Annotated in this window: 22 protein-coding genes and 1 tRNA gene; 7 read left to right on the forward strand and 16 right to left on the reverse strand. The window is 72.4% G+C overall.

The window, feature by feature from the left end; genetic code table 11:
• Nucleotides 1-302: 302 nt before the first annotated feature.
• Both B085_RS0116890 and B085_RS0116895 read right to left on the reverse strand, forming a co-directional pair.
• On the reverse strand, nt 303-1,124 hold the full coding sequence (locus B085_RS0116890; protein WP_234018588.1) for an inositol monophosphatase family protein: 822 nt from the start codon (nt 1,122-1,124) through the stop codon (nt 303-305).
• A gap of 357 nt (nt 1,125-1,481) precedes the next feature.
• Entirely contained in the window at nt 1,482-2,867 is a 1,386-nt protein-coding gene (locus B085_RS0116895; RefSeq protein WP_026251112.1) for a cystathionine beta-synthase, read from the reverse strand.
• Between the two features lie 201 nt (nt 2,868-3,068).
• Here B085_RS0116895 and B085_RS42685 point away from each other — a divergent pair, with 201 nt between their 5' ends.
• Both B085_RS42685 and B085_RS0116905 read left to right on the forward strand, forming a co-directional pair.
• Nucleotides 3,069-3,908, forward strand: coding sequence for a helix-turn-helix transcriptional regulator (locus B085_RS42685; RefSeq protein ID WP_018559751.1), 840 nt, complete (start codon nt 3,069-3,071; stop codon nt 3,906-3,908).
• A gap of 116 nt (nt 3,909-4,024) precedes the next feature.
• A complete protein-coding gene (locus tag B085_RS0116905) occupies nt 4,025-5,050 on the forward strand; it encodes a GDSL-type esterase/lipase family protein (protein WP_018559752.1) in 1,026 nt (341 codons plus the stop codon).
• Nucleotides 5,051-5,460: 410 nt separating this feature from the next.
• Here B085_RS0116905 and B085_RS0116910 read toward each other — a convergent pair whose 3' ends face one another.
• Both B085_RS0116910 and B085_RS0116915 read right to left on the reverse strand, forming a co-directional pair.
• The gene (locus B085_RS0116910; protein WP_026251113.1) at nt 5,461-5,877 is read right to left on the reverse strand and encodes a VOC family protein; all 417 of its coding nucleotides are present in this window, start codon (nt 5,875-5,877) and stop codon (nt 5,461-5,463) included.
• 10 nt (nt 5,878-5,887) lie between these two features.
• Nucleotides 5,888-6,307 (reverse strand): helix-turn-helix transcriptional regulator, encoded by a 420-nt coding sequence (locus B085_RS0116915; RefSeq protein ID WP_018559754.1) that lies wholly within the window; start codon nt 6,305-6,307, stop codon nt 5,888-5,890.
• A gap of 173 nt (nt 6,308-6,480) precedes the next feature.
• On the opposite strand from B085_RS0116915, the gene B085_RS0116920 reads away from it, so the two are divergent.
• Both B085_RS0116920 and B085_RS0116925 read left to right on the forward strand, forming a co-directional pair.
• Nucleotides 6,481-7,701 (forward strand): acetyl-CoA C-acetyltransferase, encoded by a 1,221-nt coding sequence (locus B085_RS0116920; RefSeq protein ID WP_018559755.1) that lies wholly within the window; start codon nt 6,481-6,483, stop codon nt 7,699-7,701.
• 250 nt (nt 7,702-7,951) lie between these two features.
• A complete protein-coding gene (locus tag B085_RS0116925) occupies nt 7,952-8,764 on the forward strand; it encodes a hypothetical protein (protein ID WP_018559756.1) in 813 nt (270 codons plus the stop codon).
• Nucleotides 8,765-8,774: 10 nt separating this feature from the next.
• Here B085_RS0116925 and B085_RS0116930 read toward each other — a convergent pair whose 3' ends face one another.
• A complete protein-coding gene (locus tag B085_RS0116930) occupies nt 8,775-9,098 on the reverse strand; it encodes a hypothetical protein (RefSeq protein WP_018559757.1) in 324 nt (107 codons plus the stop codon).
• Between the two features lie 106 nt (nt 9,099-9,204).
• Here B085_RS0116930 and B085_RS0116935 point away from each other — a divergent pair, with 106 nt between their 5' ends.
• Complete coding sequence (locus B085_RS0116935) at nt 9,205-9,435, forward strand: DUF4287 domain-containing protein (protein ID WP_018559758.1); 231 nt, start codon at nt 9,205-9,207, stop codon at nt 9,433-9,435.
• Nucleotides 9,436-9,529: 94 nt separating this feature from the next.
• Here the strand turns inward: B085_RS0116935 and B085_RS0116940 are convergent, their stop codons facing one another.
• The 6 genes from B085_RS0116940 to B085_RS0116965 all read right to left on the reverse strand — a co-directional run bounded on the left by B085_RS0116940 (nt 9,530) and on the right by B085_RS0116965 (nt 14,987).
• Nucleotides 9,530-10,393: a Bax inhibitor-1/YccA family membrane protein gene (locus tag B085_RS0116940; RefSeq protein WP_018559759.1), complete on the reverse strand. Its 864-nt coding sequence runs from the start codon at nt 10,391-10,393 to the stop codon at nt 9,530-9,532.
• A 219-nt stretch (nt 10,394-10,612) separates the two neighbouring features.
• Nucleotides 10,613-11,833 (reverse strand): alkaline phosphatase, encoded by a 1,221-nt coding sequence (locus tag B085_RS0116945; RefSeq protein ID WP_037731886.1) that lies wholly within the window; start codon nt 11,831-11,833, stop codon nt 10,613-10,615.
• 358 nt (nt 11,834-12,191) lie between these two features.
• Nucleotides 12,192-13,703 carry a metallophosphoesterase family protein gene (locus B085_RS0116950; protein ID WP_018559761.1) on the reverse strand — a complete coding sequence of 504 codons (1,512 nt, stop codon included), beginning with the start codon at nt 13,701-13,703 and terminating at the stop codon, nt 12,192-12,194.
• 53 nt (nt 13,704-13,756) lie between these two features.
• The gene (locus tag B085_RS0116955) at nt 13,757-14,152 is read right to left on the reverse strand and encodes a VOC family protein (protein WP_018559762.1); all 396 of its coding nucleotides are present in this window, start codon (nt 14,150-14,152) and stop codon (nt 13,757-13,759) included.
• 48 nt (nt 14,153-14,200) lie between these two features.
• A complete protein-coding gene (locus B085_RS45660) occupies nt 14,201-14,779 on the reverse strand; it encodes a DUF6461 domain-containing protein (protein WP_018559763.1) in 579 nt (192 codons plus the stop codon).
• 122 nt (nt 14,780-14,901) lie between these two features.
• A tRNA-Leu gene (locus tag B085_RS0116965) sits at nt 14,902-14,987 on the reverse strand.
• 363 nt (nt 14,988-15,350) lie between these two features.
• Here B085_RS0116965 and B085_RS0116970 point away from each other — a divergent pair.
• A complete protein-coding gene (locus tag B085_RS0116970) occupies nt 15,351-16,121 on the forward strand; it encodes an ABC transporter ATP-binding protein (protein ID WP_018559764.1) in 771 nt (256 codons plus the stop codon).
• 44 nt (nt 16,122-16,165) lie between these two features.
• On the forward strand, nt 16,166-18,667 hold the full coding sequence (locus tag B085_RS0116975; RefSeq protein ID WP_018559765.1) for an ABC transporter permease: 2,502 nt from the start codon (nt 16,166-16,168) through the stop codon (nt 18,665-18,667).
• A 60-nt stretch (nt 18,668-18,727) separates the two neighbouring features.
• Here B085_RS0116975 and B085_RS0116980 read toward each other — a convergent pair whose 3' ends face one another.
• From B085_RS0116980 to B085_RS0117000, 5 genes are all read right to left on the reverse strand, one after another.
• Nucleotides 18,728-20,053: an SAM-dependent methyltransferase gene (locus B085_RS0116980; protein ID WP_018559766.1), complete on the reverse strand. Its 1,326-nt coding sequence runs from the start codon at nt 20,051-20,053 to the stop codon at nt 18,728-18,730.
• A gap of 197 nt (nt 20,054-20,250) precedes the next feature.
• On the reverse strand, nt 20,251-21,618 hold the full coding sequence (locus B085_RS0116985) for an NAD(P)/FAD-dependent oxidoreductase (protein ID WP_018559767.1): 1,368 nt from the start codon (nt 21,616-21,618) through the stop codon (nt 20,251-20,253).
• Between the two features lie 364 nt (nt 21,619-21,982).
• On the reverse strand, nt 21,983-22,924 hold the full coding sequence (locus B085_RS0116990; protein ID WP_018559768.1) for a Ppx/GppA phosphatase family protein: 942 nt from the start codon (nt 22,922-22,924) through the stop codon (nt 21,983-21,985).
• Nucleotides 22,921-23,469: a DUF501 domain-containing protein gene (locus tag B085_RS0116995; RefSeq protein ID WP_018559769.1), complete on the reverse strand. Its 549-nt coding sequence runs from the start codon at nt 23,467-23,469 to the stop codon at nt 22,921-22,923. The genes B085_RS0116990 and B085_RS0116995 overlap by 4 nt, the downstream gene beginning before the upstream one ends.
• A gap of 29 nt (nt 23,470-23,498) precedes the next feature.
• On the reverse strand, nt 23,499-24,002 hold the full coding sequence (locus B085_RS0117000; protein ID WP_018559770.1) for an FtsB family cell division protein: 504 nt from the start codon (nt 24,000-24,002) through the stop codon (nt 23,499-23,501).
• Between the last annotated feature and the right edge of the window lie 39 nt (nt 24,003-24,041).

Raw genomic sequence — 24,041 nt, forward strand, 5'->3', positions numbered from 1 at the left:
GGCCAGGGCTGCGCTCGTGGTTGCCGCGGACGCCGCTGACGCCGCGGCGGCCACAGACGCGGACGGATGCCCGCGACGGCGAGGAGTTGCCGTGGTCGATCTCATGCCGAAGACGGTAGGCGGAACGCCGCCCACGAGATGATCTTGCTCAGATCCTGTGGACCGCCCGCAGGTTGTGGACAACCCCGTCACCCGGAAGACGTCACAGCGGGGAGACGACCGCCCCCGGCGGCCCTGGCCCCGTGGCCGCGCTCGGCGGGGCGCACGCGCGCGCCGCGACGCGGGCCCCGGGTCCGGCGCCGCTACGCGGTGAGCAGCGCCACGACGCGGCGGGCCGCGCTCTCGTCGCGCGCCGCGGCGAAGGGCAGCGGCCCGGCGGTCATGCGGAACGGCAGCCCGTCCGCGCCGAGCACCGTTCCGCCCGCCTCGGCCACCAGCAGGATGCCGGCGGAGTGGTCCCAGGGGTTGTCGTAGGCGTAGGTGGCCGCGTCCAGCCGCCCGAGCGCGACGTCGAGGTAGTCGCAGCCGGCGGAGCCGCTCGCCCAGGGCTTGACGCCGTGCGCCGCCCCCAGTTCGTACAGCCGCCGGTGCTGGTCGGCGGTGAGGTGCGCGGGCCGGGCGCCGGCCACCAGCAGCACCTCGTCCGCGTGCTGCGCGCCGCCGGGGGCCGCCCGCAGCGCCCTGCCGCTCGCGTGCGCGCCCTCGCCGCGCCGGGCCGTGGCGAGGATCCCCTCGACGGGCCGGTACGTCCAGGAGGCGAGCAGCTCACCGCGCGCGGCGAGGGCGACCTGGGTGACGAACGCGGAGTCGCCGCGGACGAAGTTGGAGGTGCCGTCGACCGGGTCGACGATCCAGACGGGATCCTCGCCCAGCAGCGCCCCGAGCAGCGCGGGGTCCGCGTGCACGGCCTCCTCGCCGATGACGTGGGAGCCCGGCAGGAGGCGGGTGAGCGCGCGGGTGAGGCGTTCCTCGACGCGGCGGTCGGCGACCGTGACGAGGTCCAGCGGGCCCTTCTTCTCGTCGACGTCGCCCTCGGCGAGGCGGCCGAAGCGGGCGAGCGCCTCCTCGTCGGCCACGGCGCGTATGGACTCCTCGACGGCTGCGAACGTCTGTGCGCTGATCACGGCGGCCACTCAACCAGAAGAGCGGCCCGCGCGTGGCGCGGACCGCTCTTCCACAGATTGCGCGGGAACCGCCGCACCCCCGGTCACCCGGGGGGCGGGACGACGGCGGTCCCCGCGAGGGACGCGGGCCGGATCAGGGCCGGGTCACGCGTCCTGGGGTCACCATGGAAGTCCGGGAGCCGCTCCGGAGGTCCTTGGTGCCACATCCGTGGTGTCTGCCGGGCGACCGGTGCGCCGTCCGCCGACATCCACCAATGTGCCGGAGCCGTGTTAAGGGCGTGCTGCGGGTACGTGACGTGGGTGTACCACTTCCGCGAACCTGCGGCGGAGCCCCCCGGGGGCGTCCCGGGGTGCCCGCTACTTCGCCTCCTCGGCGAGGAAGGCGAGCAGGTCCTGGCGGCTGACCACGCCCGTCGGCTTGCCCTCGACCAGCACGATCGCGGCGTCGGCCGAGCCCAGCACGGTCATCAGGTCGCCGACCGGCTCGCCGGAGCCCACCTGCGGCAGCGGCGCGCTCATGTGCCGCTCCAGCGGGTCGTCGAGGGTGGCGCGCTTGGTGAACAGCGCGTCGAGCAGCTCCCGCTCCACGACGGAGCCGATGACCTCGGCGGCCATGACGTCGGGGTGGCCGGCGCCGGGCTTGACGATCGGCATCTGCGAGACGCCGTACTCGCGCAGCACCTCGATGGCCTGGCCGACCGTCTCCTCGGGGTGCATGTGCACCAGGTGCGGGATGCCGCCGTCCTTGCGGTCCAGCACGTCGGAGACGCGGGCCTGGCCGGTGCCCTCCTCCAGGAAGCCGTAGTCGGCCATCCACTCGTCGTTGAAGATCTTCGACAGGTAGCCGCGGCCGGAGTCCGGCAGCAGGACGACCACCACGTCGTCCGGGCCGAGCCGCTCGGCCACGCGCAGCGCCGCGACGACGGCCATGCCGCAGGAGCCGCCGACGAGCAGGCCCTCCTCCTTGGCGAGGCGGCGGGTCATCTGGAAGGAGTCCTTGTCCGAGACCGCCACGATCTCGTCCGCGACGGTGCGGTCGTAGGCGGTGGGCCAGAAGTCCTCGCCGACGCCCTCGACGAGGTACGGCCGGCCCGAGCCGCCGCTGTAGACGGAACCCTCCGGGTCGGCGCCGACGACCTTCACCCTGCCGTCCGAGGCGTCCTTCAGGTAGCGGCCGGTTCCGGAGATGGTGCCGCCCGTGCCGACGCCCGCCACGAAGTGCGTGATCTTCCCCTCGGTCTGCTCCCACAGCTCCGGGCCGGTGGAGTGGTAGTGCGAGGCCGGGTTGTTGGGGTTGCTGTACTGGTCGGGCTTCCAGGCGTTCGGGGTCTCGCGCACCAGCCGGTCGGAGACGTTGTAGTAGGAGTCCGGGTGCTCGGGGTCCACGGCGGTGGGGCAGACCACGACCTCGGCGCCGTAGGCCCGCATGACGTTGATCTTGTCCGCGGAGACCTTGTCAGGGCAGACGAAGATGCAGTGGTAGCCCTTCTGCTGGGCCACGATCGCCAGGCCGACGCCCGTGTTGCCCGAGGTGGGCTCGACGATCGTGCCGCCGGGCTTGAGTTCGCCGCTCTTCTCCGCGGCCTCGATCATCCGCAGCGCGATGCGGTCCTTGACCGAACCGCCGGGGTTGAAGTACTCGACCTTGGCCAGGACGGTCGCCTGGATTCCTGCCGTCACGCTGTTGAGCCTCACCAGCGGGGTGTTGCCGACGAGACTGATCATCGAGTCGTGGAACTGCACCATTGTCTCCGGGTTCTCCGTGATTGTGAGGCCAGGGTAAGCGGTTTTCCCACACGGGGCCGCCCCTGCCGGGACCGGGCCCGGCAGGCTTCACATCGGTGTTACGTACGCCCCGGAAGGTCCGGTTGTAGAGTCGCACCGTGGCGCGATCACGACACGTCGCAGTTACGACACCGGGCTTGTACAACCGGGGGGTGGGCAATGCCTGACGAGAAGCACCCGGACACCGCCGACGCGGGCACGGGCAACGCCGACTACGCCGCCGCCCTCAGTGGTCTGGCGGCCGTGGAGTCCGGTCTCGCCTCCGTACGGGAGCGGCTCACGGCACTCGCCGCCGTACGCCCGTCACGGCCGGCCGAGCCGGTGATGCCGGGCGGGATCGCTGAGGTGATCCACGGCGAGGCTGAGCAGCAGCACATGATCGAACAGCTGCAGCGCGAGGCCCGCAAGGAGGTGCTGACCTTCGTGCGGCCGCCGTACGTCGCCGCGGCGGGCAACATCGTGCAGAAGGAGCGGCTGACCGCCGGGGTGGAGTATCGCTCGCTGTACGAGACGACGGCGCTGGTGTACCCGGGTGCGGCGGACATGCCGGGCTTCGTCGAGCCGGGCGAGCTGGCCCGGGCGGCGCCGAGCGTGCCGATGAAGCTGATGATCGTCGACGCCGAGCGGGCGCTGCTGCCGTTGTCCGGCGGCCGCGACCGCTCCGTGGTCTCCTCCGCCGGCCTCCTGCTGCTGCACCCCTCGGTGCTGGTGGACGCGCTCCTGGAGCTCTTCGAGGACCGCTGGCTGCGCGGTACGCCGCTGCGGATGCCCTCGCCCGGCGGGGAGACCGAGGAGGACCCGGAGTTCCCCGACTCCCCGGAACTGGACGAGCAGTTGCTCTCACTTCTGATGTCCGGGCTGCCCGACAAGGCCATCGCCTCCCAGCTCGGGATATCCCTGCGCACACTGCAGCGCAGGATCCGGTCCCTGATGGAGTCCACCGGAACCGCCAACCGCACCCAGCTCGCCTGGTTCGTCGCCCAGCAGCGGCTGACCTGAGTCCGGGCCGCGCAGCGGTTGCGGCGGGCGCCGGACGGGGCAACAAATCGTTGTACGGGTCGGGCCACGGGGGCCCGCACACCCGGCGCGGGAGGTGGACGTTGTCCAGGGCAAGGGTGGCGCGGCGGATCGCGACGGCCGCCGCGTACGGAGGAGGCGGCATCGGGCTGCTGGGCGGCGCCGCGGTCGGCCTGCTGCTGACCGAGGGCGCGCTCGCCCGGCGGGCCGTCGGCGGCTCCGACGCGGTCCCGCCCCGAGCGGACGGCGTCTACGGCGCCGCCTTCGCGCTGAGCACCGACGAGCGGCCGATCGTGCTGGCCCTCGTGGGCGACTCCACGGCGGCGGGCCAGGGAGTGCACCGGGCGAGCCAGACCCCCGGCGCGCTGCTGGCGTCAGGGGTGGCGGCGGTGGCCGAACGGCCGGTACGGCTGGTCAACGTGGCCAACCCCGGCGCACAGTCCGACGACCTGGCCCGCCAGGTCGATCTTCTGCTGGGGTCCGGCCCCGGCACCGCCCCCGGTCTGTGCGTGATCATGATCGGGGCGAACGACGTGACGCGCCGGATGCCGCTCGCCGTCTCGGTGCGGCTGCTGTCCGACGCGGTGCGGCGGCTGATTGAGGCGGGCTGCGAGGTGATCGTCGGAACCTGCCCCGACCTCGGCACCATCGAGCCGGTCTACCAGCCGCTGCGCTGGATCGCGCGCCGGCTGAGCCGCCAGCTCGCCGCCGCGCAGACGATCGCGGTGGTCGGCCTCGGCGGCCGCACCGTGTCCCTGGGCGACCTGCTCGGGCCGGAGTTCGAGTCACGCCCCCGCGAGATGTTCGGCCCGGACAACTACCACCCGTCGGCCGAGGGGTACGCGACCGCGGCCATGGCGATGCTGCCGACCCTGTGCTCCGCCGTCGGGCTGTGGCCCGAGGAGGACGAGCGCCCCGACGCCCGGCGCGGCGAGGGCTTCCTTCCGGTGGCCCAGGCCGCCGCGGAGGCCGCGGGCGAGGCCGGCACCGAGGTCACCCCGGCCGCCGGCACGGTCTCCGGTCCCCGCGGGCGCTGGGCACTGCTCAAGCGCCGCCGCCGTCGCCGCCTCCCCGACGCGACGGAGCCGGCCGCCACGGCGGCGGCCGAGGCCGCCCAGAACTAGGGCCTCCGGGCGGGGCGCGGGCCCACGGACGGCGGTACGCGCCGCCGCCGTCCGCGGGTCCGCTGCGCCCGCGGCGGGCCCTCTCCCATCCGCCCGAACCCCGGACCACCGGCACCCGCCGGGGGCACCCATCCCCGCGGCCTCCGACCACCGCGGAAGCGCGGGCCCGGACGCGCAGGGCCCATGGGCGCCCTGCGCCAGCTTGCCGAAGGGGTCGGCCCGCGGCGCGGGGACCCGGCCTCCGCGCGGCGACCCCGGGCGCCCGGGCCCGAGCGCGACCCGGGCGCCGGGTCCGAACCACCGGGCGGCCGCGCGGCTGCGAACGGCGGGGCGGCGCCCCTGCCCCGACGACCACGACGTCCGTTCCGGGTCGGCCCGTGACGCGGCCGGCGGCGCGGGATCCGCCGGCGTCAGCCGGCCTTGCGCTGGTTGAAGCGGAGCAGGTTGCCGGAGGGGTCGCGGAAGGCGCAGTCCCGGACGCCGTAGGGCTGGTCCATGGGCTCCTGCAGCACCTCGCCGCCCGCGTCGCGGATGCGCTCGAAGGTGGCGTCCACGTCATCGGTGGCGAAGATGACCCCGCGCAGCATGCCCTTGGCGAGCAGCTCGCTCATGGCCCGCTTGTCCGCGTCGGAGGCGTTGGGGTCCGCGAGGGGCGGTTCGAGGACGATCTCCACACCGGGCTGGTCGGGCGAGCCGACCGTCACCCAGCGCATACCCTCGAACCCCACGTCGTTGCGGACCTCCAGGCCGAGGACGTCGCGGTAGAAGGGCAGCGCCTTGTCGTGGTCGTCGACGGCGATGAAGCACTGTGACAGCGTGATGTCCATGCGGACCACGCTAGGCCCGCGCCGCGGGCTTCGCTTCCTTGTTCCTGACCGGCCTGGTGTACCGCTTCGCGACGCACGCGGGGATCGGCGCCCCCGGCTCGTGGTCGCGGGCGCGGTAGGCGCTCGGGGTCTCCCCCACGAGTTCGGTGAAGCGTGAGCTGAAGGAGCCGAGCGAGGTGCAGCCCACCGCGAAGCAGACCTCCGTGACCGTCAGGTCGCCGCGCCGGAGAAGGGCCTTGGCGCGTTCGATCCGGCGCGTCATGAGGTAGCTGTACGGGGACTCGCCGTACGCGGCCCGGAAGCTGCGCGAGAAGTGGCCGGGGGACATCAGGGCCGCGCGGGCCAGCACGGTGACGTCGAGGGGGTCCGCGTAGTCGCGGTCCATCGCGTCTCGGGCGCGCCGCAGCCGTACCAGGTCGTCCGGATTCACGGGCCCAGCATCGCACGGGGGGCGCGTCCGCCACGAGGATGCGCCATCATGGACTAAGCAAGCGCTCAGAAAGAGGTCCGCGTCACAGCTCGCAGCCCGTGACGCGTTCCGCTACGTACAGGTAACTTTCCAGAGAGTCCCAGCCGTACCCGCCGCCTCGTCGAGGAGTCGCGATGCCCGAAGCCGTGATCGTCTCTGCCGCCCGTTCCCCCATCGGCCGGGCCGTCAAGGGATCCCTGAAGGACCTGCGTCCCGACGACCTGACCGCCACGATCATCCAGGCGGCCCTCGCCAAGGTGCCGCAGCTCGACCCGCGCGAGATCGACGACCTGATGCTGGGCTGCGGTCTGCCCGGCGGCGAGCAGGGCCACAACCTGGGCCGGATCGTGGCCGTGCAGATGGGCATGGACCACCTCCCGGGCTGCACGGTCACGCGCTACTGCTCCTCCTCGCTGCAGACCACCCGGATGGCGCTGCACGCGATCAAGGCGGGCGAGGGCGACGTCTTCGTCTCGGCGGGCGTCGAGACCGTCTCCCGCTTCGTCAACGGCAGCTCCGACGGCATGCCCGGCACCCACAACCCGCTCTTCGCCGAGGCCGAGGCCCGCACCGCGACGCGCGCCGCCCAGGGCGGTGGGGAGTGGCACGACCCGCGTGAGGACGGGCTGGTCCCGGACGCGTACATCGCGATGGGCCAGACCGCCGAGAACCTGGCGGCCCTCAAGGGCGTCACCCGCGCCGACCAGGACGAGTTCGGCGTCCGCTCGCAGAACCTGGCCGAGGAGGCCATCAAGAAGGGCTTCTGGGAGCGCGAGATCACCCCGGTGACGCTGCCCGACGGCACCGTCGTCAGCAAGGACGACGGCCCGCGCGCCGGGGTCACCCTGGAGGCCGTGCAGGGCCTGAAGCCGGTCTTCCGCCCCGACGGCACCGTGACCGCCGGCAACTGCTGCCCGCTGAACGACGGCGCCGCGGCGCTGGTGATCATGAGCGACACCAAGGCGCGCGAGCTCGGCATCACCCCGCTCGCCCGGGTGGTCTCCACCGGCGTCTCCGGCCTCTCCCCCGAGATCATGGGCCACGGCCCCGTCGAGGCGTCCCGCCAGGCCCTGAGGCGGGCCGGGCTGACCATCGACGACATCGACCTGGTCGAGATCAACGAGGCCTTCGCGGCCCAGGTCATCCCCTCCTACCGGGACCTGGGCGTCGACATCGACAGGCTCAACGTCAACGGCGGCGCGATCGCGGTCGGCCACCCCTTCGGCATGACGGGCGCCCGCATCACCACCACGCTCATCAACTCGCTCCAGTGGCACGACAAGCAGTTCGGCCTGGAGACCATGTGCGTCGGCGGCGGACAGGGCATGGCCATGGTCATCGAGCGCCTGTCGTAACGGGTCCCACCAGCCTCCACCGCCACTCGGACGTTCGTTCGAGGCACAAGTCGCAATCGAACCGCCCCCGGGATGTGACCTCATCCCGGGGGCGGTCGTTTATGCAGGTCAGAGGTGTGCCACCCATACGGGCCAAGACTTTGGACCCCCCCATTTCGTGACGTTCCGCACTGCAGAGGCCATGGATTCCGGTGCAGAGTGGTGGTGTACAGGGGGCCAGGCTCGGGAAAGCACAGTCGGGAGTACGCCAGTGAGCGCCATGTTCCTCGTCCTGCTGACGGGTGCGGCAACAGCCGTGGCCGCCGGCTCCGCCGCGCTGTTCGCCACACGCGGCGTACGTCGTGACGTCGCGGCCCTGCGCGCGGACCTGGCCGAGGCCCGTGCCGAGCGACGTGCCGCCGTGCCCGCCGCACGCACCACTCCGGACGCCGAAGCCATCCGCACGGCCGTCGCCGACGCGCTCGCCGACGAGCGGGAACGCGAACTGGCCGAGGCGCGCGCCTTCTGGGCAGCACAGGAAGCCCCCCTCGGCTACGGGACGGGTGAGGCCGGCGAGGCCCTCGCCGACCCGCAGCTCGACGCCCAGCTCTTCGGCGGCCAGGGCGCCGGTCCCGTTCCCGGCGCCGCCGGCACCGACTACGAGGTACTGCCGTACGGCCCGTTCCTCCCCCGCCAGGCGGACCTCGCGGGTCTGGAGCCCGGCGGCGCGTCGCCCTTCCGGCACCCCTCCGACCCCGACTTCGGCGTCCCCGCGCCGGTCGTGGCCAGCCAGGAGCAGACCGCGGAGCGCCTCTCCGAACTCGCGGACCTGCGGATGCCGCTCGCCGACGTCCGTCCCGGCCCGCTCGGCACGCTCGACGTGTACGTCTTCGCCGACGGCACCACGCTCTGCATGACCCCGGGCGACCGGGACACCGCCGACCGCCTCTGCGACGCCCTGGACCAGGGTGAGTCCCCGATACTGCTCGGCGGCTCCGCCGTCGCGGGCGGCTACGCGCTGACCTTCACCTACGGCGAGGAGTCCGTCTACGTGCTCGCCGACCGGGTGGTCGCCTCGCTCTAGCCGGCCCGTCCTACAGACCGCAGCGCGCGGCCGTGTCCCGGATCCGGGACACGGCCGCGTCGCGTTCGTGCGCCAGTTCGGGATGCGGTTCCAGGGCGGCGGCCAAGTCGTGGGCGGCCACCGAGATCTGGTCGCCGATCGCGAAGACCCCCTCGTCCGGCATCGTCAGGGGTTCCCGTCCGGGGAACTCGATCCGCTGTGCGCGGGCGGCCAGTTCACGGGCGAGTTCCAGGCCCGCCCGGGCCACCTCGCCGCGGAGCCGGCTCTGCGGCAGGGAGCGGTAGCGCGCCGCCAGGAGTCCTGCGGCGTCACGGAGCGTCGTACAGTCCAGCACGCCGCGAGCCTACCGGTGCGTACACACAACCGAGCCCCCTGCACTGTTGCCAACGGTCGACGGCTCAGGCACGGTGGGGTGACCGGAACGCATACCGGAGGCGCCGATGTCACAGACCTTCTCGGAAGAGACCCACCGGAACCTGCTCTCCCACATCCCGCACTGCACCGGCCGCGAGATCGGCGATTGGCTTCGCGCGGTCGACGACGGGCCCGCATTCCTTCGCTTCGAAGAGAAAGTCAGCTGGCTCCGCAGCGAGCACGACCTGTCCTACGGACACGCCAAGGCCATCGTCCACGAACACGACCTGAGGCGGGCCGCGCGGAGGTTCGGCTGACGCGCTCCATCCGCGCACGCGAACGGGCCCCGAAAGGCACTGCCTCCGGGGCCCGTTGAATGTCCGCGGCGCGTCAGCGCACCGGACGGTACGGCTAGTCGTCGCCGCGCAGGATCGAGATCAGCCGCAGCATCTCCAGGTAGATCCAGACCAGGGAGAGCGTGAGCCCGAAGGCCGCGAGCCAGGACTCCTGGCGCGGAGCGCCGTACTGGATGCCGTCCTCGATCTGCTTGAAGTCCAGCGACAGGAAGAACGCGCCCAGCGCGACACCGATGATGCCGACCACGACGCCCAGGGCGCCGCTGCGCAGGCCGAGGCCGTCGCCCCCGCCGATCATCGCGGCGATCACGTTGACGAAGGTCAGGATGAGGAAGCCGATGGCGATCGCCATGCCGATGCGCGTGTAGCGGGCGGTGACCCGGATGAGGCGCGTGCGGTACGCCACCAGCATGCCGACGAAGACCGCCATCGTCCCCAGTACGGCCTGCAGCGGGATGCCCGGCCACATGAAGTTGAAGATCTTGCTCCAGACGCCGAGGAAGACGCCCTCGAAGACCGCGTAGCCGAGGATCAGCGCGGGCGAGGCCTCGCGCTTGAACGACTGGATCAGGCCGAGGACGAGCGCGACGAGCATGGCGCCGATGCCGAGCCCGTAGCTCTTCTCCGACACCGGCAGCGCGAACCACGCCACGAGCGCGCCGAGCACCACGGTGCCCAGGGTCATGGCGGTGCGCATGACGACGTCGTCCATCGTCATCCGGCCGGTCTGCGCGGGCGCGGACGGCGGGGCCTGGTACGTCGTGTCGTAGGCGTTCCCGCCCGCGTACGGGTTGGTGCCCGCGTAGGGGTTTGCGCCCGTGCCGGGGTTGCCCTGCGTCTGCGGCTGACCGCCGAAGCCCGCGTAGCCCTCCCCGCGGGAGAACCCGCGCCGCGAGAAGACCGGGTTGCTGCTCCTCATCTGTCACTCCTCCATGGGCCGCGCGATACGGCTTCGCACCAAGAGTAATGCTATGGCAAAGCGGGTCGCCTACGCCTCAAGGAGGATCTTTCGCAGCGCCCGTCCGTGCCTGTCACCACGCCTTTCCCCGTCCCCTCGGCGCCACACCGCCCGGCGACGAACGGCGGGTGCCGGGGAGGGCCGGGCCCTCCCCGGCACCCGCCGGGAGTGGATCCTCGGTCAGCGACGCGTCGCCAGGATCTCGCTCAGCACGTCGTGCACGTAGGTGTTGGCGTGCTTGCCGGTGAAGCGGTCCGCGAGCGGGCCGGCCGCGGTGACCGGGACGTCCACGCCGGTGTGACCGGAGGTGGTCCAGTCGATGTAGAACGACTTGTCGCTGCCGCGGATGGCGAACGGGCCGTCCTCGGCGGAGATGCCGTCGCCGGACTCGTCGGCGGTGTCGGCCTCCTCGACCGCCAGGCCGCCGGTCTCGTGGTCACCGGTGACGACCAGCAGGGTGTCGGGGTGGGTGGCCACGTAGGCGCGCGCCACCGCGACGGACTTCTCCAGCTCCTGCATGGACTGCAGGACACGGGCGCCGTTGTTGGAGTGCGCGAACTCGTCGACGCCCTCCTCCTCGACCATGAGGAAGAAGCCCTTCTTGCTCTTGTCCAGCGTGCTCAGGGCCTTGCTGGTCATGGTGGACAGGCCGACCACCGGGTTGTACACGTCGCCCTGGCCCTCGGGGCGCTGCTGGAACATCTCCTCGTTGGCGAAGAGGCCGAGGAGCTTGCCGCTCTTGGCGCGGTTCAGCTCGTCCGCGCTGGAGACGTAGGTGTAGCCGGCCTTCTGGGCCTTCTTGATCAGGTCGCCCTTGGTGCCCTTGCTCGCCTCGGAGGTGTCCTCGGCGGGCTTGTCCTGGAAGGCGCCGGGGCTGCCCGCGGGCAGCCACCAGTCCTCGCCACCGCCCAGGATGACGTCGGGCTTGCTGACCTCGATGTACTGACGCGCGATCTCGTCCTGCGCCGACCGGTTGGGGGTGCTGGAGAAGAAGGCGGCCGGGGACGCGTCGGTGACCTGCGCGGTCGTGACCAGGCCGGTGGCCTTGCCCGCGGCCTTGGCCTGCTGGCCCAGTGTCGCCAGCGGGTTGCCGTCCACGTCGACGCTGATCGCGCCGTTGTAGGTCTTCTCACCGGTCGCCCACGCGGTCGCGGCCGCGGCGGAGTCGGTGACGACGGCCTTCGGGTCGTCCGGCTCCGTGGTCAGCTGGCCCGAGTAGGGGAGCTTGTCCATCGCGAGCTGACCGTTCAGGCCGGCCAGGTGCAGACGCGCGGCCTGCCGGGCGGCGGCACCCATGCCGTCGCCGTTGATGAAGATGACGTTCTTCGCAGCCGGGGCCTTGCCCTTGCTTACGGCCTGCGGTGCCGTGGCCGACGCACCCAGCGTCGGGTTGATCACCATGGTCACCACCGCCGCAGCGGCGGCGGCCGCCACGGGCGCGGCGAACCGCCGGGCCCTGCGAACACCCTCGGACACAACGACCTCCGTTGCTCACTGCTTGCCAATGCTTGGGCGTGAACTTAGGAGCCTTGGGGGGAAGGTTGACTAAGCGCAGATGTCCAGAACGCATCGAAACCTTCAGGTGTAGGTAAAAGACTAAGCCCGTACTTGTCCGTACAGGTGGCCGTGCCGCCCGCTCTCACGGACGGCCTCACACCGCCGCATCCGGCTCGTTCGCGCAGATCACCGCCGCCACGGGGCCTCGCGATGCGCGCAGTGGAGGGGGCCGGGGGAGGGGCGGCCGCGCCTCAGGTCCGGTTCACGCCCGGTTCACGCCCGGCAGCGGGACGGTGAAGTCGTCCTCGACGGGCGGGTCCAGTTCGTGCTCCAGCAGGCCGGTGGCGGCGAAGCACCGCACGCGCACGGCGGCCGGGCCGACGTCCAGCCGCAGGAAGCTCTTGAAGAACGGCGGGCTGTACGTCGCCGAGCCCGGGGACAGCAGACGGGTGAGCATCCGGCGGACGGGCAGGCGCAGCCGGCGCCTGCGGTCCGGGCGGGGAGGAGCGCCCAGGACGCTCGCGACGAAGCGGGTCCTCAGGGTCACCCGCGCCCCGGTGGCCCGGGTGGCCGGGACGCCGAGGCGCCGGGCGAGCACCGCCGACGCCTCGTCCGGGGTGAGGTCGAACAGGCGGCGCAGGTGGAGCCGGCGGCCGTAGAGCCGGCTGTAGAAGGCGAGGGAGTCGCCGCGCATCGGGTAGCAGCGGAACCGGTCCTCGCTGACGCCGCCGACCTCCACCCGGGGGATCGTGTGGGTGGCGTGCATGAAGGCGCCCCCGCCGCCGGAGACGACGTACTCGATCCTGCGGCCGTCCACGGCGACCGGGTAACGCTGGTAGTTGTGGATGTCGCCGCCGATCACGGCGACGAAGTTGCGCTCCGGGTCGCGGACGACCTCGTCGACCGTGCCGCCGCCATCGATGGCGCAGGGGTGGTGCTCGCCGTCCACGTAGATAGGGGAACCGGTGACGAGGATCTTGGGGCGGGGTCCGCGGGAGACCCGGCGCAGCCACTCGCCCTGCTCCCTGTCGATGCCGCCGAGCAGCCCGGTGTCGATCCCTATGATCCGTATCGGCCCCGAGTCGATCGCCCAGTACGGGCCGGGCTGGGACGCCGCCTGCGAGGGCGCGGAGCGCATCAGGCGGGCCTCGTCGAGCCGGGCGTCGTCCGGCACGTCGGGCTTCGCCCACAGCAGGGTGCGCCACCAGGCCCGGGACAGCGGACGGGGGCGCGGCGCGGGCGGCAGGGCGGGGGCGCGGCAGAAGACCCGCATGAAACCGGTGAGGCCGTCGTACCAGTCGTGGTTCCCGGGGATGGCGTAGACGGGGGCGTCGTAGTCCCGGTAGGGCCGGAAGAACTTGGTGTCGTACTCGTTGGCGCTGCCGACCGGGTAGAGGACGTCGCTGCAGATCACGGCGTAGCGGGTGCCGGCGCCCGCCGTGAGCATCCCGGGCACGACGGCGTACTGCGGATCGTCGCCCTCGCCGGTGTCGCCGAGGAGGAGGAAGGAGAACGTGTCGGGGTCGTCCCGCTCGATCACCAGGTCCGCGTCGGCCGCCCCCCGCTCCCGCTGGCCGTCCACCCAGTGCTGCCGGTCCCGGCCGGTCGGGTCGCCGAACAGCGAGGCGAGCGGGCCGTTGCGGGCCTTCCACAGGGTCGCCGGGTCCAGCCAGGAGAGGTTGACCACCCGGGCGGGCATCAACTCCCGGTAGGCGCCGTGCTGCCGGCCCTCCCAGCCGGCGCCGGCGAGGGATTCGCGCGAGGAGTCGGACACGGGCGCACTGTAGCAACCGGTCCCGGCGCCACCGGCGGCGCCCGGAACTCCCCTCAGCCCTCGGCGTCCTGCGGGTACCAGCGCAGTTCCACCGTGTTGCCGTCCGGGTCCGCGACATAGGTCGACTGCGCTTCGCCGCGCGCCCCGAAGCGCCGCACATCGGCCTCCAGCACCGTGAACACCCCCGAGGCGACGACCTCTTCCCAGTCCAGCGGTTCCACGGTGAGGCAGATGTGGTCGACGTTGGACTCGCCACGGGGCCCGGCGACCAGGTCGATGATGGTCTCCGGGGTGACCCGCACCGACGGGAACGGGGCGTGGCCGGCCCGCCATTCGTCGACGCGCACCGGTTCCAGGCCGAGCGGCCCGGTGTAGAAGGCCAGGGACCGCTCCACATCGGCGACGTTGAGCACCAGGTGGTCGAAGGCCTTCACACGCAGCACGGTCATGTCTCCTCCAGGGGTGGTGTACCGGACGCCCTCCGTGGGCCGGGCGGGCTAGAAAGGGGCGAAGCTGACGGCCGCGAGGGTGCCGTGTTCCACGGCGTCGCGCGGCAGGGTGAGGCCGAAGCGGCGTTCGCCCATCGCGAGGATCTCGTCCTCCCCGTCGGCGTCGGGTGCGGAGGTCCCGTCGGGGAGCAGCAGACCCACCTCCCGCAGGGCCGGCACCAGCCGGCCGGGGTCCTCGCCGCCGAGCTGGGCGGCCTCGACACCGGGCTCGAAGTCGGCCACGACCCGGCCGTCCTCGGCGTACAGGAACCAGCGCGGCGGGACACCGGCGTTGAGGTACACGACCGCCTCGGTCCCCCGGGAGACCTCGCGGAGGATCCTGTGGTCCATGCCCTCGGCGCTCCAGTGCTCCAGGGCGAAGGCCCATCCGCCGCGGGTGCCCAGCCGGGCCACCAGTCCCTTGCGGTCCGACCAGTCCATGGCGTCGCCGGCGGAGAGCCCTTGGCGGATCGCCCCGGGGTCGCCGCCCATCCGGCGGACCAGTTCGCCGACCTCCAGCCCGCGGGCGAAGGTCAGGCAGTAGGTGTCGAAGGCCCCGGCGATCCACCGGATCCCGTCGTCCGTCACAAGAACTCCCCCGCACGATGTGTGGCTCCGCGGTACGCCGGGAGAATGACACGCTCCTCCCCGCGGCCGGTCAGCCGACACACTACGCACCGGGGCGGCCCGGCGGGTGCCGGTGGGAGAGGTGGTGCCCGGAACCGGATTCGAACCGGTACGCCCGCAAGGGGCAGCGAGGTTTAAGCTCGCCGTGTCTGCATTCCACCATCCGGGCATGGCGGCGCGAGAGCGCAGTACGAGCCTATCCGGCGGGGCGGGTGGAACAGGGCCCAGGATTCGTCATGTTGTCTGATTTCAAGAGTGGCTGACGACTCGTCAGATATTGCCCACCCGGAGGAAAGCACAGGCCCGGGGCGGTACGGGCGGCGGACCGGGGCCGCTGCATATGACGCGAAATCGCTTCCGCCCGCGGGCGGGATCTCGGGGTCCCCGTCATACCCAAGTAGTACGCCGGGGTTCGCGCATACCTCTCGGGACTGCCTCCAGAACCACGATGTGGACGGATTCCGGCGACGTCCGCCGTCGGGACGATGGAGGGGTCCGATCGACTCCCCCGTCCCGACAGGAGCAGCGTGCCGTGACCACCACCACCGCACACCCCACCGCCACGGCCACGGCCGCCCGTGCCGTCGATCTGAGCAAGGTCTACGGAGCCGGCGAGACCCGGGTCGTCGCGCTCGACGCGGTGTCGGTCGAGTTCCGCGCCGGCGAGTACACCGCGATCATGGGGCCCTCGGGCTCGGGCAAGTCCACGCTGATGCACTGCATGGCCGGTCTGGACACGGTCTCTTCCGGCTCCGCGCGGATCGGGGACACCGAGTTGTCCGCGCTGAAGGACAAGCAGCTCACCAAGCTCCGCCGGGACAAGATCGGCTTCGTCTTCCAGGCGTTCAACCTGCTGCCCACCCTCACCGCCGCGGAGAACATCACCCTCCCGATGGACATCGCCGGCCGCAAGGCCGACAAGCAGTGGCTGGACCGCGTCATCGAGACCGTCGGGCTGTCCGAACGGCTGTCGCACCGGCCGTCCCAGCTGTCCGGCGGGCAGCAGCAGCGCGTCGCCGTCGCACGGGCGCTGGCGAGCAGGCCCGAGATCATCTTCGCCGACGAGCCGACCGGCAACCTCGACTCCCGCTCGGGCGCGGAGATCCTCGGCTTCCTGCGCAACTCCGTCAAGGAACTCGGCCAGACCGTCGTCATGGTCACCCACGACCCGGTCGCAGCCTCCTACGCGGACCGCGTGGTCTTCCTGGCCGACGGCCGGATCGTCGACGAACTGCACGGCCCGACCGCGGACACGGTGCTGGAGCGCATGAAGCGCTTCGACGCCAAGGGCCGCACCAGCTGATCCCGCCGCCGACCACGAGCCACGACCGAGAGACGACCCCTGACATGTTCCGTACCGCCCTGCGCAACGTGCTCGCGCACAAGGCCCGGCTGATGATGACCGTGCTCGCCGTGATGCTCGGCGTCTCCTTCGTCTCCGGCACCCTGGTGTTCACCGACACCATCGGCAACGCCCTCCGCAAGGCCTCCGCCAGGAGCTACTCCGACGTCTCGGTCGCCGTCACCTACGGGGACGTCGACCATCCGCTCCCCCAGCGACTGGTGGACGAGATCGGCCGCCTGCCCGGCGCCGGGTCCACCACCGCGACCGTCACCGGCTTCACCGCCGTCGCCGACAAGAACGGCCGGCTGGTCGGCGACGGCTGGTCCACCCGCGGCGGCAACTACGCCGGTGCGGGCCGCTATCCGATGAGCGAGGGACGCGCCCCGCGGACCTCCTCCGAGATCGTGCTGGACTCCAGGACGGCCGAGCGGACGGGCTACGGCGTCGGCGACACCGTCCGGATGTCCGTCGACGGCCCGGTGATGCGCCAGAAGGTGACCGGCGTCTTCCGCACGGACGACGGCAACGTCGCCGCCGGCGGCAGCCTGGTGCTCTTCGACACCGCCACGGCCCAGAAGCTCTTCGGCAAGCCGGGCACATACGAGGAGATCGACGTCAAGGCCGCCCCGGGCACCGCGCAGGCCACGCTGAAGGCGGGGATCGAGAAACTGCTGCCGCGCTACGCCGAGGACGCCACCGCGACCACCGGGCGGCAACTGGCGGACGACGAGGCGCGGCGGATCGCCTCCGACCTCGGCGACTTCAACACCACCCTGCTCAGCTTCGCCGGCATCGCGCTCTTCGTCGGCATCTTCATCATCGCCAACACCTTCACGATGCTGGTCGCCCAGCGCACCAAGGAGCTGGCGCTGCTGCGCGCGGTCGGCGCCAGCCGCCGGCAGGTGACGCGGTCGGTGCTGGGCGAGGCCCTCGTGGTGGGCGCGGTGGCCGGTGTGACCGGCTTCCTGCTGGGCATCGGCATCGCGGCCGTCATGCGCGCGGTGCTCGGCTCGGCGGGCGCGGAACTGCCCGACGGCGCCCTGGCCGTACAGCCCGGCACGGCGGGGGTGGCGCTCGCGGTCGGTGTGGGCGTCACCGTGCTCGCCGCGTGGCTGCCGGCCCGCCGGGCCGCGAAGATCCCGCCGGTCGCGGCGATGAGCAGTGTGCACGCCCCGGCCACCGTCAAGGGCCTGGTCCTGCGCAACACCCTGGGCGCGCTGCTGTCGGCGGCCGGGATCGTCCTGGTGATGGCCGGCTCGGGGATGAAGGACGGCGGCAACATGGTGCTGGGCGGCGGCGCCGGGCTGCTGCTGATCGGCGTCTTCGTCCTCACGCCGCTGCTGTCCCGGCCGGTGGTCGCCGCGGCGGCGCCGCTGCTGCGGCCCTTCGGGGTCACGGGCAGGCTCGCCCGGCAGAACTCGGTGCGCAACCCGCGCCGCACCGCCGCCACCGCCTCCGCGCTGATGATCGGTCTGACCCTGATCACCGCCCTCACGGTGGTGGCCATCTCGGTGAAGACCACCGTGGACGAGCTGGCGGCAGCCCATCTGAAGGCCGACTACCAGATCACCATGGCCACCGGCCGGAACCTCTCCCCCGAGGTGGCCGAGCAGGTCGCCGGCACGGACGGCGTCAGCGACTCCAGCGCCGTGCGCGACGCGCACACCGAACTGGACGGCGAGGACGAATGGGTCACCGGCGTCGACGCGCCGCAGATCGGCCGGTTGCTCGCCCTGGACTTCAGCCACGGCTCGCTGGCCGCAGTGCACGGCGACTCCGTGGTCGTGGACTCCGACACCGCGAAGCGGCGCGGCTGGCACGCCGGGCAGAGCCTGCCGGTGCGCTACGACGACGGCGCCAAGGGCCGGTTGACGATCGGCGGCGTCTTCGAGGGCGGCGACCTCATCAACGGTGTGATCATGGACAACGCCACGGTGACCCCGCACACCCCGAAGGCCGGGGACATGCGCATCCTGGTGAAGACGGCCGGCGGCGCCGCCGAGGCCCACCAGGACGCGCTGGTGAAGGCGCTCGGCGAGAACCCGGTGATCAAGATCCAGGACAAGGCGGACATCTCCCGCGAGCTCAGCTCGACGATCGACCTGATGCTGAACATCCTCTACGGGCTGCTCGCGATGGCCGTGCTGGTGGCGGTGCTGGGCGTGATCAACACGCTGGCGATGTCGGTCTTCGAACGCCGGCACGAGATCGGGATGCTGCGGGCCATCGGCCTGGACCGTGCCGCGGTCAAGCGGATGATCCGGCTGGAGTCCCTGGTGATCTCGCTCTTCGGCGCGGTGCTCGGCCTGGGCCTCGGGGTCTTCCTCGCCTGGGCGGTCGGCGGGCTGATCAGGCCCGAACTGCCGAGCTACGTCATGGTGCTGCCCTGGGACCGGATCGCGGTGTTCCTGGCGATCGCCGCCCTGGTGGGAATCCTGGCCGCGCTGTGGCCGGCCCGCCGGGCGGCCCGGCTGAACATGCTGGAGGCCATCAAGGCCGAGTAGCGGGCCGGCGGGAACGCCCGCGGGGCGGGGGCCGTGTGCGGCCCCCGCCCCGCGGCGCGTTCAGGCCTTGCGGCCCGCGCCCAGCCAGTCTGCCCGGGTGCGGGGCATCCCGGAGCCGCCGTCCTTGTCGGGGCGGACGGCGAGGATCTGGTTGACGCCGATGCGGTTCTGCTCGAAGGAGAGCGCGGAGGCCGCCATGTAGAGCCGCCAGACGCGGGCGCGGCCGGCGCCGGCGAGGCGGACGGCCTCGGGCCAGCGGGCCTCCAGGTTGGCGACCCACTGCCGCAGGGTCAGGGCGTAGTGCTCGCGGATCGCCTCCACGTCCCGTACCTCCAGCCCGGCCTCCTCCAGCCGGGAGACCGTGGAGCCGACCGGGGCCAGCTCGCCGTCGGGGAAGACGTACCGGTCGATGAACTCGTCGACGTGGTAGGCCTCCTCGTCCGCCCAGGGGCGGCGGCCGATCTGGTGGTTGAGCAGCCGCCCACCGGGCCGCAGCAGCCCGTAGAGCACCCCGGCGTACTGCCGGTAGCGCTCACGGCCCACGTGCTCGGCCATGCCGATCGAGGAGATGGCGTCGTACGGCCCGTCGTCGACCGCCCGGTAGTCCTGCACGCGGATCTCGATCCGGTCGGCGAGGCCGGCGTCGGCGACCCGCTTGCGCGCGAAGGAGGCCTGCTCGGTGGAGAGCGTGACGCCGGTGGCGCGGACGCCGTAGTGCTCGGCGGCGTGCAGCACCATGGAGCCCCAGCCGCAGCCGACGTCCAGCAGCCTCTGCCCGGGCTGCAGTTCCAGCTTGCGGCAGATGAGGTCCAGCTTCGCCCGCTGGGCGTCCTCCAGGGTCGCGTCGGGCCCCTCCCAGTAGGCGCAGGAGTAGACCATGGACGGGCCGAGCACCAGCTCGTAGAAGTCGTTGCCGACGTTGTAGTGGTGACTGATCGCCTGCCGGTCGCGGATCGGGCTGTGCAGCACGCCGGAGCGTCTGCGGACCTCCTCCGGCGGCGGGGGCGGCGGCAGTCCGGGACCGGCGAGGGCGAGCGCCTCACGGGCCAGCCGGTAGGTCCCGGGGTCCCGCGCGATGCCGAGCAGACGGAGCGGCGAGGCCCCGCCGTCCTCCGCGGGGCGGTCCCAGACCAGCCCGGAGAGCCGGTCCAGCGCCTCGTACAGGTCGCCGTCGACGTCGAGTTCACCGGCCACCCAGGCGCGCACCAGGCCGAGTTCGCCGGGCTTCCACAGCAGCCGGCGCAGCGCCCTGCGGTGCCGTACGACCAGGGTCGGGGCGTCGGGCGGTCCGGTCTCGCTGCCGTCCCACGCGCGGATGCGCAACGGGACGGGGACGCCGAGCGCCTGCTCGGCGAGGGCGGTCAGTCGTCCGGCCGCATCGGCCATGGCGCGTACCTCCGTGCCTCCATGAAGACGGGTCCACTGGGCTGGGAAACGGATGCTGGATACACCGACATTCCCGCGCTACCGCTTCTTTACCTCTACCCATCTCATGTCCTGTGCCCCGGGGCCAGGGACACGGGCACGACGAAGGGCGCCCGCCCCACGGATGGCGGACGCCCTTCGGCCGTACTGCTGGCTGATCAGGCCTTGGCCTTGACGGCCTCGGCGGTGACCGCCGCGGCCGGGACCGGCTTGGCGGCCTCGTAGAACTCCTCGCGGGGGTTCTCGATCGCGCCGAGCGAGACGACCTCGCGCTTGAGGAAGACCGCCAGCGTCCAGTCCGCGAGGACCCGGATCTTGCGGTTGAAGGTCGGGACCGCCATGCCGTGGTAGCCACGGTGCATGTACCAGGCCAGGCGGCCCTTGAACTTCAGCTTCAGCTTGCCGAAGCGGATCAGGGCGACACCCTTGTGCAGGCCGAGGCCGGCGACGGCGCCCTTGTTCGCGTGCCTGTACTCCTTCTGCGGGAAGCCCCGCATGCCGGAGACCACGTTGTCGCCGAGGACCTTGGCCTGGCGCAGCGCGTGCTGGGCGTTCGGCGGGCACCAGGCGCCGGGGCCGGAGGCCAGGTCGGGGACCTGGGCGTTGTCGCCGGCGGACCAGATGTAGTCGGTGCCCTGGACCTGGAGCGTCGGGGCGGTGTCCACGTGGCCGCGCGGGCCGAGCGGGAGGCCGTACTTGGCGAGCGCCGGGTTGGGCTTGACGCCCGCGGTCCACACGATCGTGGAGGCGTCGACCTCCAGGCCGTTGGCGAGCACCACGTGCTTGTCGACGCAGGAGGTCATGGAGGTGCCGAGGTAGACCTCGATGCCGCGCTCGCGCAGGTGCTCCAGACCCCAGGTGCCCAGTTCGGGGCCGACCTCGGGGAGGATCTTGTCGGCGGCGTCGACGAGGATGAAGCGCATGTCCTCGCGCTTGACGCTGGTGTAGTACTTGGCCGCGTCGCGGGCCATGTCCTCGACCTCGCCGATCGTCTCGGCGCCGGCGAAGCCGCCGCCGACGAAGACGAAGGTGAGCGCCTTGCGACGGACGTCCTCGTCGGTGGTGGAGTCGGCCTTGTCGAGCTGCTCCAGCACGTGGTTGCGCAGGCCGATGGCCTCCTCGACACCCTTCATGCCGATGCCGTGCTCCGCGAGACCCGGGATCGGGAAGGTGCGGGAGACGGCGCCGAGCGCGACCACCAGGTAGTCGAAGGGCAGTTCGTAGGTCTCGCCCACCAGCGGCTCGACGACCGCGACCTTGCGGTCCTGGTCGATGGTGGTGACCCGGCCGGTGAGGACCTCCGCCTTGGGGAGCACACGGCGCAGCGGCACCACGACGTGGCGGGGGGAGATGCTGCCGGCGGCGGTCTCCGGCAGGAAAGGCTGGTACGTCATGTACGAGCGCGGGTCGACGACGGTGACCGTCGCTTCCGCGTAACGCATCTTCTTGAGGATGCGCCGCGCCGCGTACAGGCCGACGTACCCTCCGCCTACTACGAGGATCCTGGGACGCTCCGTGGTGCTCATGCTTCGAGTATTCACCACCCCCGAGGGGGTACCTCGTGAGCCCCTTCACAAGGTTTGCGGTGCCCTCTGCTACACTGCGCCGCTTCGTGATCAGGGCCACAGCACCCAGGGGGAACCCGCCGGGGCCTGTGAGCGTTGAGCGCCCCTTCCGACCAGCGGAGATCGGCATCCGGGGGTACCCCGCCACCTCCCCGCAACACAGCCGAAACGCCTGTGCACCAAGGGCTTTGGGGCCCCTGGGGCGCCCCGGCCCCGGAAAGTTGGGCCGTCCGGCGGGAACTTTCATGTGAAGAAATTCACGAACTTTTCGGAGCGGGCGTGTCCCGCCCGCCCCGAAAGCCCGCTCAGATGGAAAAGGCCCTGCTCAGGCGATGCTCCAGGCGATCCCGTCGAGGATGTCGTGCTCCGAGACCACGACCTCCCGGGCGCCCGTCCGCTCCATGATCCGCAGCAGGACCAGGGCCCCGGCGCCGATCACGTCGACCCGTCCCGGGTGCATCACCGGGATCGCGGCGCGCTCGGCGTGGGTGGAGGCCAGCAGGCGGGCGCTGATCTCGCGCACCGTCGCGACCGGGATGCGGGAGTGGTGGATGGCGGCCCAGTCGTACTCGGGCAGGTCCAGCGCGATCGCGGCGACCGTGGTGACGGAACCGGCCAGCCCCACGAGGGTGCGGGCCTCGCGCAGCGGGACGGTCCGCTCGGCGAGGTCGAGGGCGGCGTCGATGTCCCGCGTCATGGCGGCGATCTGACGGGCGGTGGGCGGGTCGGTGGCCACGCCGTCGCGGACCAGGTGCCGCTCGGTCATCCGCACGCAGCCGACGTCGACCGAACGCGCGGCCCTGACGCGGTCGTCGCCGACGACGAACTCGGTGGAACCGCCGCCGATGTCCACGACCAGGAAGGGGCGTTCGAGGTCCGTGCGCCCGCTCAGCTCCTTGGTGGCACCGGTGAAGGAGAACTCCGCCTCCTGGGCGCCGGTGATCACCTCGGGCTCGACGCCGAGGATGTCCACCACCCCGCGCACGAAGTCGTCGCGGTTGGCGGCGTCGCGGGAGGCGGAGGTCGCCACGAACCGGACCTCGCGCGCGCCCAGCTCCCCGATCACGCCCGCGTACTCACGGCAGGCCGCGAAGGTGCGCTCCAGGGCCTCGGGGGCGAGCCGGCCGGTACGGTCCACGTCCTGCCCGAGCCGGACGATCGTCATCCGGCGGTCCAGGTCCTTGATCTCGCCGGTCGCGGGGTCCGCGTCCGCGACGAGCAGGCGGATGGAGTTGGTACCGCAGTCGACGGCGGCGACCCGGGTCACAGGGCCTCGCCCTCCTGCCGCCCGGCACCGCCGCAGGGGCTCACGCACGGGCCCTTGCGCCACCACTCGGGCAGCATCGCGATCGTCTCGTCGCCCAGCGGGTTCACGCCGGGGCCGGCCGCGAGGGAGTGGCCGACCAGGACGTGCAGGCACTTGACCCGGTCCGGCATGCCGCCGGCGCTGGGGAAGCCCTCCAGGACCTCGATGGCGTCCCGGCGGGCGATGTAGTCCTCGTGCGCGGCGCGGTAGGCGGCGGCGAGTTCCTCGTCCTCCGCGAGGCGCGCCGTCATCTCCTTCATGACGCCCTCGGCCTCCAGGGTGCCGATCGCCGAGGCGGCGCGCGGGCAGGTCAGGTAGTACAGCGTCGGGAACGGCGTCCCGTCCTCCAGGCGCGGCGCCGTCTCGACCACGTCGGGGTTGCCGCAGGGGCAGCGGTGCGCGATGGCCCGCAGGCCGCGCGGCGGTCGGCCGAGCTGCTCCTTGAAGGCGGCGATGTCCGCCTCGGTGGGCGGGGCGTGCTCGGTCTGCGGCGGGGGCTTTTCCATGCCTGGGCGTGTCTCTTTCGGGGCTCGCGTCAACGGTGTGCTGCGGCGGCGGCGTCCGCGTGGTCGACGCCGTCCCACAAGTTGGCGTACCAGGGGCGGCGGGCGGCGCTGTCGCTGTGGCGGGCGCCGGAGTCCTCGGGGGCCGCGGCGGCCCCGCTGGGCTCCACCACCGTATACGCCGTCTCGCCCGGCAGTACGTAGTGCAGCCGGGCCCGGGCCTGCGCCTTGACGTACTCCGGGTCCTGCCAGCGGGCCTTCTCCTCCCGCAGTTCGTCCACCCGCTTGCGCGCCTGCTCGGCCTGCTTGCGCTGGTCGGCGATCTGCGAGCGCTGCGCGACGTACTGGCGCATGGGATAGGCCAGGGCCACGACCAGGGCGCACACGACCAGCGCCAGCAGCGCGGCCCGGCCGGTCAGCCGGTTGCGGCCGCGGGGCAGCGAGGGCCGCGGCCGGCCGGCCGCGCGGTAGACGCGGGCCTGCGCCTGTGCCCCGAGGGCACGGATGCGCGTCGCGGTGGAGAAGCGATCCGGCACGTGCACCTCCGGTGGGGGTTCGGATGGCCCTTGCCGGCG

It is taken from the genome of Streptomyces sp. BoleA5, from assembly GCF_000373665.1.
Lineage (GTDB): Bacteria > Actinomycetota > Actinomycetes > Streptomycetales > Streptomycetaceae > Actinacidiphila.